Annotated in this window: 5 protein-coding genes and 1 tRNA gene; 4 read left to right on the forward strand and 2 right to left on the reverse strand. The window is 68.9% G+C overall.

The window, feature by feature from the left end; translation table 11 throughout:
- Positions 1 to 67 precede the first annotated feature (67 nt).
- On the reverse strand, positions 68 to 9,388 hold the full coding sequence (locus ACIRRA_RS15120; protein WP_402767617.1) for a fatty acid synthase subunit beta domain-containing protein: 9,321 nt from the start codon (positions 9,386 to 9,388) through the stop codon (positions 68 to 70).
- 389 nt (positions 9,389 to 9,777) lie between these two features.
- Here ACIRRA_RS15120 and ACIRRA_RS15125 point away from each other — a divergent pair.
- From ACIRRA_RS15125 to ACIRRA_RS15140, 4 genes are all read left to right on the forward strand, one after another.
- Positions 9,778 to 9,859: transfer RNA gene (locus ACIRRA_RS15125), tRNA-Leu, on the forward strand.
- Between the two features lie 144 nt (positions 9,860 to 10,003).
- Positions 10,004 to 10,450 (forward strand): hypothetical protein, encoded by a 447-nt coding sequence (locus ACIRRA_RS15130; protein ID WP_402767619.1) that lies wholly within the window; start codon positions 10,004 to 10,006, stop codon positions 10,448 to 10,450.
- Positions 10,447 to 11,337 carry a tyrosine-type recombinase/integrase gene (locus ACIRRA_RS15135; RefSeq protein ID WP_402767621.1) on the forward strand — a complete coding sequence of 297 codons (891 nt, stop codon included), beginning with the start codon at positions 10,447 to 10,449 and terminating at the stop codon, positions 11,335 to 11,337. The genes ACIRRA_RS15130 and ACIRRA_RS15135 overlap by 4 nt, the downstream gene beginning before the upstream one ends.
- Positions 11,334 to 11,801 carry a hypothetical protein gene (locus ACIRRA_RS15140; RefSeq protein ID WP_402767622.1) on the forward strand — a complete coding sequence of 156 codons (468 nt, stop codon included), beginning with the start codon at positions 11,334 to 11,336 and terminating at the stop codon, positions 11,799 to 11,801. The genes ACIRRA_RS15135 and ACIRRA_RS15140 overlap by 4 nt, the downstream gene beginning before the upstream one ends.
- Before the next feature lie 155 nt (positions 11,802 to 11,956).
- Here ACIRRA_RS15140 and ACIRRA_RS15145 read toward each other — a convergent pair whose 3' ends face one another.
- Positions 11,957 to 12,091: a hypothetical protein gene (locus ACIRRA_RS15145; protein ID WP_402767623.1), complete on the reverse strand. Its 135-nt coding sequence runs from the start codon at positions 12,089 to 12,091 to the stop codon at positions 11,957 to 11,959.
- Between the last annotated feature and the right edge of the window lie 392 nt (positions 12,092 to 12,483).

Consider the following 12,483-nt stretch of genomic DNA (forward strand, 5'->3'; position numbering starts at 1 on the left):
GCGCCGGCGCGAGCCCGCCGTGTCGGACCTGTCGGGGGCTACTTACCGACAGGCCGGTCTGTGTGGCCTACCGGCAAGCCGGTCCCTTCGGCACCGCCACGTAGACGGCGTCGGAGTTCAGCCGGGCCGTCGGCGACAGCAGCATGTCGGCTTCCAGTTGGCGCGACTGCTTGGCCGGTGTGCCGTCGCCTCCGAGGCGGCGGTCGGCGGGGCGCTCGTACAGCGGGGTGCCGCCGCACATGGCCTCGGTGAGACGCTGGCGGCCGGCGAGCTGCCGCTGTTCGGCCTTGCGCTGGTACGCCTCCCGCTGCTCGGTGTCGGCGATGGCCTCGACGAACGCCTGCGGGTGCACGATGGCCAGCAGGCCGGACACGTGCCCGAAGCCGAGCGAGGTGACCAGTCCGGCCTTGAGCGGGAAGCGATCTCCCACCGCGAGCGGCTCGCGCAGCCACACCAGGTGCGGGTACTGGGCCATCTTCTCGTCCACGCAGTCGAGGCTGCGGTTGGGCGGGATGACGCCCTGCTCGAGCACCTGGCACAGGCCGATCATCTGGAAGGCCGCCGCGCCGCCCTTCGCGTGACCGGTGAGGGTCTTCTGCGAAATCACGAACAGCGGAGCGCCTTCCGAGCGGCCGATGGCGGTGGCCAGTCGTTCGTGCAGCTCGGACTCGTTGGGATCGTTTGCCGCGGTGGAAGTGTCGTGCTTGGAGATCACCGCGATCTCGTCCGGGGTGACGCCGAGCTTGGCCAGTTCCTTGGCCAGCTTGGACTCCGGGCCACCGCGACCCGCGCCCAGGGCGCCCAGGCCCGGAGCCGGAATCGAGGTGTGCACGCCGTCGGCGAAGGACTGCGCGTAGGCGACGACACCCAGCACCGGCAGACCCATTTCCAGCGCCACCGAGCCGCGGGCGAGCAACACCGTTCCGCCACCCTGCGATTCGACGAAGCCGCCGCGGCGGCGGTCGTTGGCGCGGGAGAAGTAGCGGTCGCTGATGCCCTTGGCGGACATGACGGCCGAGTCGGCGGTGGCGGACATGTCGCCGAAGCCCACGATGCCCTCGATGCCGAGGTCGTCGTAGCCGCCCGCGACCACCAGGTCGGCCTTGCCGAGCCGGATCTTGTCCACGCCCTCCTCGACGGAGACCGCCGCGGTCGCGCAGGCCGCGACCGGGTGGATCATGCCGCCGTAGGAGCCGACGTAGCTCTGAACCACGTGCGCCAGAGCGACATTGGGCAACGCCTCCTGCAGGATGTCGTTGGCCCGCGGCTCACCGAGCAGGTTGTCGATGTAGAGCGAGCGCATGGACGACATGCCGCCCATACCGGTGCCCTGGGTGTTGGCGACCATGGCCGGGTGCACCCAGCTCATGAGCTCCGCCGGGCTGAAGCCCGAGCCCAGGAAGGCGTCCACGGTGCAGACGATGTTCCACAGCGCCACCCGGTCGATGGAGCCCGCCATATCGGCGGAGATGCCCCACTTGGTGGGATCCCAGCCGGTCGGGATCTGACCGCCGACGGTGCGCGACAGCTTGGCCTTGCGCGGCACGCGAATCTCGGTGCCCGCCTTGCGGGTCACCTGCCAGTCGCCCGTGCCGTCGACCGCGGCGACGACCGTCTGCTCCGGGTTGGCGGCGAAGAAGGCACGCGCCTCGGCCTCGCTGTTGACCACGAAGGTGAGGTCCTTGTCCAGGAACACCGAGGTGAGCAGCGGGGCGGCATTGTCGATCATGGCGCCGTCGTCACCGTAGCGGCGCACGCCGCAGCGTTCGACCACGGTGTCGTGGTAGCGGTCGGCCAGCTCGGATTCCTCGACGTACTCACCGGATTCGGCGTCGTACCAGCCCGGCTTGGGGTCGTTCTCCCAGGTGACCAGGCCGGTGGTCCAGGCCAGCTCCAGTACGCCCGCGGCGGAGAGCTGGTCGCAGACCTCGATCTCGAAGCGGGTGCGCGCCGAACCGTAGGGGCCGAGCTCGCCGGCGCCGACGATGACGACCATGTCGTCGAGATCAGCTGTCACCGAACCCCATTCGGGGGTCGGCAGCGTGGAGGACAGGGTCGGCGGGGCGGGCAGCGCCGCGATGGTGCGCCCGTCGATGCCGTCCTCGTCCGCGGCGGCGGCCTCGGCCTGTTCGCGGGCTTCCCGCGCCAGCTCCGGCAGATCCAGCTTGGCTCCGGCCAGACCTCCGGTGAGGTCGATCTGCTGCGGTCCGGCCGCGGTCACCACGCGGGCCCGCGAGCTGCACCACTTGAGCAGTTCGTCGGCCATCTGCAGCGTGGACCAGGTGTGCACGCCCGCCTTCTCGACGGCCTCGACCAGCGGATCGTTGCCGCCCATCAGGCCGGTGCCACGCACCCAGCCGATCAGCGCGTGCACCAGGGTGACCCGCTCCGACCAGGACTTCTCCGCGCGCCACTTGGCGACGATGGCGTCCAGGGCCGCCTTGGACTCGCCGTAGGCGCCGTCCCCGCCGAACATGCCGCGGTTGGGCGAACCCGGCAGCACCACATGCAGTTTCGCGTCCACGTCGTGGTCGGCGCCCAGCTGGGACAGACCGCCGATGAGACGCTCGACCGACCACAGCAGCACCCGCATCTCCATCTCGGCGCGGGCACCCGCGTCGGAGAGATCACCGGCCACCCGGGGCGCGGCGAAGGGCAGCAGCAGGGTGGGGGTCATCGCCTCCTTGATGAGAACCTTCGCGCCACCGGCATTGTCGACCTGCTCGTTACCGACCCACTCGATGAGCGCGTCGATATCGGTGTAGGAGGCCATGTTCGCCGGGACCACCCACAGGGCGGCACCCTTGCGGGCGTTCTCGCGGTACAGCTGCTTGTAGAAGCCCAGGCGCTCGTCGTCCAGCTTGGAGGTGGTGACCACGACCGTGGCGCCACCCGCGAGCAGCCGGCCGGTGGCCGCCGCCGCGATGGAACCCTTGCTGGCGCCGGTGATCACGGCGATATCCGAGGACCAGACGCCGGGATCCTCACCGCTGAGGGCGGCTACGGCGATCGCGCCGTAGACACCGGCCAGCACCGAGCGGGCCTCCTTCATGGCCCGGTTGCGCCACCAGGTGGCCTGCGCGGCAACGGCTTCACCGGCGCCGACGTAGCCGTCCACCACCGGTTCCACCGGCAGCGAGCCGTCGTTGCCGAACCACAGGCGGGCGAGATCCTCACGGGCGCTGGCCCACCGGTCGTCGATGAGTACCGCCTTGCGGGCGTCGAAGGCCGGCGCGACCAGTCGCGGCCAGTCCGAACCCAGTTCGGCCGAGACCAGATCCACCAGGGTGTCGGTGGTGGCCTCCGGCGCGGACGCCTGCTCGGCATGGCCCAGCGACTCCAGGATCACCCGGGCGGCCTGCGCCAGCACGCCGTCGCGGCCGGTGATCTGCTCGGTGAACTCGCCCAGCGCGGCCGCGTCCACGGTCGCACCGCCACCACCACCGGCGGACGGCATGGAAACCGCGACTCCGCGGCGCAAAGCCACGGCCTGCACGGCGGCGTCGATGGTGGCGTCCACCGACGCGCCATCGGAGAGGCCGCCGGAGACCAGGCCGCCCAGGTCACCGCCGCGGACCGACTGGCCCTCACGGGTGCCGAGCGAAACCTCCGCGGTGACGTGGCTGACCCAGCCGTCGCCCAGACCCCAGACCTTCTTGACACGCTCGCCGATGGCGGCGGGCCGCTTGCCGGAAGGGCCCAAGACCTTACGCAGGTGGTCGCCGATGGCGTCGGAGAGCACCGAGCCGAACGGCTTGTAGGTACGTGCCAGACGGTCGACCGTGCCCGACAGCGCGCCCATGTCGGCGTCGGCGGCACCGTCGATGGCACCGAGCGAGAGCTCCGCACCGAGATCGACGAGCAGCTGGTTACGCCGCGAGGACACGCCGTCACACAGGCCCTCGATGGTGTCCACCGGACCGATCTGGTCCATGCGCAGCTTGGTCCACAGCGCGATGAGCACCCGAGTGGCGTCGGCGGCGGAGAACGCGATGTCGTCCGGGGTGGGCCCACCGGTCGGCACAGCCACCGGGACCGGGGCCGCGGGAGCCGGTGCGGCGGAAGCGGTTTCGGCCGGGGTCTCCTCGGGCTCTTCGACCGGAGCGGGATCGGTGTCGGTCGAGTAGACGACGCCGCGCTCGCGCTCGATATTCAGCACCTCGACCACAGCGCTGCCGAACTGCGGCAGCTTCAGCGTGTTCGACGCCAGGTTCGCCACGGTCGGCGTTGCGGCCAAACCGATTTCGACGAACCGCTCGACGCCGACGCCACCGTGCTCGACATCGGTGAACAGCAGGTCCTGGGTCTCGATCCAGCGGACCGGGCTGGCGAACTGCCAGGCCAGCAGCTCGACCAGGACCACGCGGCACAGCTCGACGGGCTTGGCGGTCCATTCGTCCCAGTCGGCCAGCACCTCGGCCAGCGGCTCGGACGGCACGAGATCCGCGATCTCCTGGACGAATTCGCGCCCCAGGTTGAACAGCTGGGGCACCAGGTTCGGGATGTAGCGGCCGACGAGCAGCTCGGGGTGCAGGTCGGCGGGCAGCAGATCCAGCAGCTTGGCCCGGAACTCCGGCACACCCGCGCGCAGCACGGTCGAGTGGAACGGCACGTCGATGCCCGGGATGAGCACGAACGCCCGCTTGCCGCCGGTCACTGCGCGCAGCCGCTCGATCTCGGTCTCGAGCGCCTCCATGCCCTTCACGGTGCCCGCGATGGCGTACTGCGCGCCGCGCAGGTTCAGGTTGACGACCTCGAGGAATTCCCCGGCCTGCTCGCCGAGGGCCTTCACCCAGCCGATGACCTGGTCATCGGCAATGTCGATCTGCGAGGGCCGGATGGCCGCCATGCGGTAGTTGCTGCGGCCCTGGGCATCCCGGGGCACCAGCTCGTGCATGGCCGAGCCGCGCTGGAACACCACTTCGAGGACCGCGTTCAGCGGCAGCACGCCCGCGGCGGCGGCGAGGGCGTTGTACTCACCGACCGAGTGCCCGGCGAGCATGGCGCCCTCGATGAAGGCACCGGCCTCGCGCAGCTCCGCGACCTGGGCGACACCGAGGGTGGCCATGGCCACCTGGGTGAACTGGGTCAGGTGCAGCACACCTTGCGGGTGGCGGTACTCGACGCCGCGTGCCTTGAGGTAGGTCGGGTTGTCGCGCACCACGGCCAGAATCGAGAAGCCCAGGGCCTCGCGGGTGTGCTTGTCGGCGCGATCCCAGATCTCCTTGGCGGCCTTGGACCGCGTCCGGGCTTCCAGACCCATCCCCTTGGCCTGAATGCCCTGTCCCGGAAAGGCGTAGACCGTCTTCGGCGGCGCGATGCGGCCGGTGGCGGTCATCACCAGGTTGCCGTCGATGCGGCAGGAGACCTCGACGATCTCCGAACCCCGGTCCACCGCAACGCGTTCCACGCGGACGTCGATCTTGGCACCGAGCCGGACCATGCCCAGGAAACGGGTGGTCCAGGCGGTGATGGTACGCGGCGGCACCTTGTCGCTCAGATCGATGGCCGAGACTGCGTGCTGCGCGGCGGCCGACAGCCACATGCCGTGCACGATCGGGCTGCCCAGACCGGCCAGCTTCGCGGCGTTGTCGGAGGTGTGGATCGGGTTGAAGTCGCCCGAGACCTGCGCGAAGGCGCCCATGGCACGCGGCGCGACCAGGGCCACGTCGCGACGGCGGCGACGCGGGGTGTCGGCGGCGTCCTCGGACAGCGAGCCCGCGGCGCGCGGCGGGTCGGCCAGCTCGGCCCGGCCGGTGCGGCCGCGAATGGCGAAGCGCTCCACCAGCTTCGCGACGGCCGGGGTCTCCAGACCGTGGTCGCGCATGACGCCGACGGTGACGTTGACCTCGACCACGCGGCCCAGGTCGGTGTCGAGTACCTCGGCGGATTCGGCGCGCACGGCGAGCACGGCATGCTCGGCGGGCAGCTCGCCCAGCAGCTCGATCTGGTGGTCCAGGTGGACCAGGTCCAGCATGCCTTCGATGACGCTCTGCGCGTCCGCGGTACGGGTGGCGCCCAGGACCGCGAAAACGGTGGGCCAGCAGGCGCCGACGAGCACGTCGGGGGCGGTGCGGCCGATGGTGCTCAGGTTGTCGGGCAGGCCCGCGCCGGTGACGCCGGCGTGGTCGGCGATCAGGTCCGGGCTCCAGGCCAGGTTGACGTGCGCCACCTGGGTACCGTCGACAGCCTTGACCTCGGGCAGCGACTGGCCGGCGGCGACGGCCAGCAGCGCCGCCATGGCGGCCTCGGCGTCGCTGTCCGTGATGACCGGCGCGCCACCGTTGTACACGGAGGGCGGGACGGTGATGCGAATGCGGACGGCATCCTTGCCCAGCAGCGGGACGGTCAATTCCACGTAGGCGGAATCGGATTCGGGCCCCTCGGTGGCGGACAGGGTGGAGCCGGTGCGCGGATGCTTGGCGCCCTTGCCGTTCATCTCCCACTCGTCCAGGTCGCCCAGACGGTGGATGGGGTTGACGGTGGTGCGGCCGGCCCACTGCACATCGGGGGCGGCGAGCACGATGTCGAGCAGGCCGTTGGCGACCTCGGCGCGGCGGCGGCCGTCCACGGCGGCCGGCACGACGCCCGCGCGCACCAGGGAGTAGGCGGTGTTCTGCTCGAAGCGATCCAGCAGCTCACCGACCGGCTCGTCGACGCGGGTGATGCCCGCGACGGCGACGGTGCCCGGGATGATGCAGACCTGGTCGGCGGTGTAGCGCGGATCGTGGGCCTGCCACAGGGAATCCGAGCGCCACCAGCGGCGCACATCCTGGTCGACGACCGGGACGAAGTTGACCGGCTTGCCGGGGGTCTTGCACAGCGCGACGAAGAACGGGACGTCGGCCGGGTGCAGCACGGTGCCGGCGGCGGCCGGGTACTGCTCCTTCAGGGTGCAGATGGCCTGGACCGGGGCCTCGAAGGCGGAGTCGTCGGCGAAGAGCGTTGCGATCTCGCCGCGGTCGGCCGGGTTGAGGCGGGATTCGGTGCGGCGCACCATCTCCGCGAACCGGTCGCGCCAGGTGATGTCCAGCCACACCGAGCGGGTGGCGTCGGCGATGGCCTCGGCGAAGTCGCCGCCGCAGTCGAAGTCTTTGCGGCGGTCCAGGCCGACGGCGAGTTCGACGTAGCGTTCCAGCCACTCCAGGTAGGTCATGGTGGCGACGTCGCCGAAGTACGGCTTGGCGGTGGCATCGAGGGCCGCGATGATCTCGGCGCGGCGGGCGGCCACGGCCTCGGCATCACCGGCGACCTCGTCGAGCAGGCGGCCGGTGCGGGAGGCGGCATTGTCGATCTCGTGGATGTCGGCGCCCAATTGGCTTCGGCCGGAGGCCATGCCGCCGACAGCGGTACCCGCGCCGACCCAGTCGGGGGTGCCGGGGGTGTCGACCAGCAGCTGCTTCACCTCGGGGGCGGTGGTGGCCTCGAGGGTGGCCATGGCGGCGGTGCCGACCAGCACGCCGTCCAGCGGCATGGCCGGATAGCCGTGCTGCTGCGACCATCCACCGGTGAGGTATTCGGTGGCGCGCTCGGGGGTGCCGATGCCACCGCCGACGCAGACGATCACGTTCTCACGGCCACGCAGTTCGGCGTAGGTCTCGAGCAGCAGGTCGTCGAGGTCCTCCCAGGAATGGTGGCCACCGGCGCGGCCGCCCTCGATGTGCATGATCACCGGGTACGACGGCACGGCGTCGGCGATGCGCAGCACAGCGCGGATCTGGGCCACGGTGCCGGGCTTGAACGCCACGTGGGTGATGCCGACCTCGGACAGCTCCTCGATGAGGGCAACGGCCTCTTCGAGTTCCGGGATGCCGGCGGTGACGATGACGCCGTCCAGCGGGGCGCCGGCGCTGCGGGCGCGCTGCACCAGACGCTTGCCGCCCAGCTGCAGCTTCCACAGGTACGGGTCCAGGAACAGCGAGTTGAACTGCACCGCGCGGCCGGGCTGCAGCAGCTGCTTCAGCTCCTCGACACGGTCGGCGAAGATCTGCTCGGTGACCTGACCGCCACCGGCCAGCTCCGCCCAGTGGCCCGCATTCGCCGCGGCCGCAACGATTTTCGCGTCGACGGTGGTGGGAGTCATACCCGCCAGCAGGATGGGCGAGCGGCCGGTGAGGCGGGTGAACGCGGTCTCGACCACGATCCGGCCGTTGGGCAGGCGGATCGGCTTGGGCGCGAATTCGCTCCAGGCCGCGGCGACCTCGGGGGCCGCACCGGGGGTGAACAGGCTGCGCTGGCCCGGGCGAGTGGAGGCGGCCAGCACGCCGACGCCGGTGCCCTTGAGCGAGCCGGCGGTGAGGCGGGTCAGCAGGTCGCCGGGACCGAGGTCCAGGATCCACTGCGCGCCACGGGAGACGGTGTCGTCGACGGTGCCGACCCAGTCGATCGGGTCGACGAGCACTTCCCGGGCGAGGCGCGCGGCCAGCTCGGTGTCCAGGCCGCACTGCTGGGCCCAGCCCTCGACCAGGTCGACGGTCTCGGCCAGCGCCGGGTGGTGGAAGGCCACCTCGACCGGGATGTCCTCGAAGACGGGGGCGAAGACCGCGCCGCCGCGCTTCTTGGCATCGCGTTCGTGCGCCTGTTCGGCATTGATCTCGGCGGCGCGCTGGCGCACACGGTCGAGCTGGCCGACCGGGCCGCTCAGCACGGCGCGGCGGCGGCCGTTGCGAATGGACAGCACGGCAGCCTTCTCCGGCGCCACACCGGCCATGACCTCGTCGACAACGACTTTCAGGGCCTCGGGGTCGACATTGGAGACGGCGACCATGGGCGACTTCTCCCCCACCGGCAGCAGACCGCGGCGGCGGGCGACCAGACCGGCTGCGGCGCCGATCATCTGGGCGATGGCCAGCAGTTCGGCGTCACGCTGCCCGTGTGCCTCGGCGGCGGCGGTGGCGATGCGGCCCTGCGAGTGGCCGATGATGGCGGCGGGCGCGTGCGCGACGATGTCGAGGCCCTGCAGGCGCAGCGCGCGCAGCGCGGCGACCTGGGTCAGGAACACACCCGGCATCGAGACGGCGGCGGAGCGCAACACCTGCGCTGACGGCGCTCCCGACACCTCCCCCTGCTCCGGGTCGGCGATCTCTTCTTCCAGCATCCATGCGATGGGGTCGAAACCGACCGGCCGAACGACCAGCAGCTGCGAGGCGACCGGCTCCAGCTTGGCTGCCGCCTCGTTGACCAGTGCGGTCAGCTCGGGCTCCAGGGCGGAATCCCGCCCGATCTCCTCGAGCTCGGTGAGCCACTGCGCGCCCTGCCCACCGAATGCCAGAGCGTACGGCGCGCCCCCCAGCAACCGGTCCAGCAGTGACGACCTGACCCCGCTCTCCCGTGACTTCCCCGCCGCCCTGGCCTTCGATCCGGTTCCGGTGCTCTCGTTGATCGTCAAGACGTTCGACTTCCTTCTCCTGGCGGCCAGTCTCCACAGGACTGGACCGCGCTCACGGTGCGCAGGTATCCCTCCGGCCCACAGGCCCTGGTAGAAGCCGAGGATGACACAAAATCATGAGGATCTCCTCATGTTTGGTCGCCAACCGGGCACCTACCGAGCAGTTTTTCCGTACGTCCGTACCAGAATGATGCGAAACATGACCCTCCCTCATGTTTGAAGCCGCTGGTGAGCTCGGTTACGTCCGTGTAGGAAATGTGAGACTCCCTCACATTGGGGTTTATCAAATCGTTATAATACCTGGTGAGGTTACCGACCAGTACGCCACACCCGCCCGGTGCTTCGCGATCTCCGTTAGACCCGGTAAAGTTTGGACGGTCGTACCGTTAGCGCGAGTGGCGAAATTGGCATACGCGCCAGATTTAGGTTCTGGTGTCCTAGGACGTGCGGGTTCAAGTCCCGCCTCGCGCACAAAAACCCGGCTCACGAGCCGGAAACCTGCCCCGCGTGCTTCAGTGCACTAGAACGCGCACTCTCACCTGCGGAAACAGTAGCCGATCAGGTCCAAAAAGCCGCTCACGAACCAGATTCCGCGCAAGTCGGGCGGTGGTGGCCGTGATCGGCGTGATCCCGCCTCTGGTTCCACCTCCGTCGCCGCTACAGCAACTGATCAGCGATCCGGTCGATCCGGTCGCTCTCCTGCCGGACCGAGGCATCGAAGTCGTCTACGGTCTGGCCGTCGTCGCCGACGGTGGTCGTATCGCGGACAAGAACATCACCGCCGCTCTCGCCTGGGGACCGGGCTTCGGCGTCATCATGTCGCCGGCCGCGCACGGAGCCTTGTTCGTTCGTCCGGATTCCGACCGCGCAATCACTGTCAGCCCGAAGGGATATCTGCGTATCCCCTACCGGCTGCGCCGTCGCGTCAACCTCTACCTCGGCGATGCCGTCCTGCTGGCCGCGTATCCGGAACGGCAGCGGCTCGCGGTCCATCCGCCGAGCGCGCTGCACGCGCTGCTCGAACCGAGTCGTCTCGAACTGCTGGGAGGTACCCGCCGATGAACTCCCCTGCCCTCGGCGCGCCCGGCGCGCAGACACTCGAAGCAGCACGACTTCTGTTGTCGCAGTTGGGCGTATCGCCAGCGGACCTGATCAGCGAGCCGATCACGGTGCCCACATTCGCCGTCGTCATCCCGGAGGTCCGCACGACCTTGTCCCCCGGCACCCTGCGGACATACAACACGCATTTCAACCGGTTGGAGAGTGAGTGGGCAGACCGTCGGCTCGACGAGCCCGAATTGGTCGCGATGGCCGAGCGGATCAAATCCGAGTCCGTCGCCAACGGCTCCCGCCACGGGCGCGGCGCGGTCGAAAACTTCGTCGGCGCGATCCGATGCATCTACCGATACGCCGAAGACCACTGCTGGATCAGACCGACGGACAATCCGGCGCGAAAGGTCCCCAAACCTGCACGCCGCCCCTCCGCACGGTTCGCGCTCCCACCCCAGCAGCTCGCCGACATCGTTCGGGTCGCCGCCCACACCGGCGACGATCCGGAATTGGACTGCTTGATCCTGCGGCTACACACCGAGACCGCCTGCCGCCGCGGCGGAGCCCTCGCCCTGAGCCCAGCCGATCTCGATGTCGACCAGTGCCTGATCCGTTTGCACGAGAAGGGCGAGACCGTGCGCTGGCAACCTGTCTCGCCGACTCTCATGCGGCACTTGGTCATTCACGCTCGAGAACGCCGAGCACCGCATTCCGGACAGCTGCTTCGTTATCGAGACGGAAGACCGATCACGCACCGCCGCTACGACCATCTAGTGGCGTTCGACCCACGTCAGGGCCTGCTGCGCTGTACCACCTGGCCACGAACTCCCAGCAATGGAACACTCTGCTCGACACCATCGCCCTTGCCGACGCCCATCAACTCGACACCAACACCTTGATCTCCGCCATCACTACCGACAACTACAACGATCTGGGCGCGTCGCTTCTCATGGTCCGCGATCCCGCCCGGGAACTTCGCGACCGCGCCGACACCTGGATTTTGCAACACTTCCCCACCAACGAAACGGCGTCTGAACAGTCCTTCCGCGCACTCACCAACTTGCCCTATACGAGCGAATTCCGCCCGATTCCCGACTACCCAGGCCGCGATGAACAACTCGCCGACTTCGCCGACGAACTACGCCAGCGCGCCGAAAAGCTCCGCAGGCGAGTCGAACAGACAAGGCCACGACAACTCACCGTCCAGACACCGGAAATCAAGAACCCACCGCCCATCGCCCAGCAACCGACGGTCACCCACCGGCCCACACCACCGACATCCAGCCCACCCAAACCCACCAGCCGACGACCCCATCGAGTTCCACCTGCAACACGAGGGCGCCCACGCCGTCGTGGCCTGTAACGTCGAGCGGCCCAATAGCCGCATCTCCCGATCCGGCTACTCCATGGCTCGCCAAGCCGAAAGCTGGCGGCGATAGCCTACCGACATTCTTTCCGGAGACCATTCACCTAGAACCGTGTGGGCTTTCCAGAATCGCTGGTCCACAACCTGATCGGTCAATAATCCCGCCAGACCTTGGGTCTGATACGTCCGAGCGCTTTGACAATATGAACAAACATCTCCAGCTCGGAATTCTCGTGCCGCGAGCGTTTGTCGGTCGGCACTTCGAACACGTGCGCGACGACATCCATGTTCCGGTCGTGGCACATCAGCAAAGGCACCAACGGTCGCGCTGGCTCGTCAGCAATCAGCAGACCTCGGCCGCGGGCTCATCGCGCCACTTGATCAACGTGGTTGCCCCGCCCTAGTTGTTTCCTGTCTGTGGGCGGTGATCTGCCCAGTACTGGGTCGCCCATGTCCCACAATTGTCGAAAAACCAAGCACTTGTTAGGGTCTCGAGATGGAACTTTCCGGTCCGGTGGCTGGTCCAATCAGCCTGATCTCAACGTTCTTCTCACTGCCCGACCTCGGTTAGAGCAATGATCAAAACCTGTGGATGACCGGGAGGGCGTACCTTCCCGGATGATCTGACAATCAACAGGTTTCGATCTACTCGGCGCGCCAACGCCGGGCGGGAAGGTAC

Origin of the sequence: Nocardia sp. NPDC101769, assembly GCF_044766925.1 — a bacterium.
Lineage (GTDB): Bacteria > Actinomycetota > Actinomycetes > Mycobacteriales > Mycobacteriaceae > Nocardia.

Coding starts and splice junctions, on each gene's coding strand:
- ACIRRA_RS15145 (WP_402767623.1), bottom strand. CDS start 12,091: ATGGATGTCGTCGCGCACGTGTTCGAAGTGCCGACCGACAAACGCTCG.
- ACIRRA_RS15135 (WP_402767621.1), top strand. CDS start 10,447: ATGAACTCCCCTGCCCTCGGCGCGCCCGGCGCGCAGACACTCGAAGCA.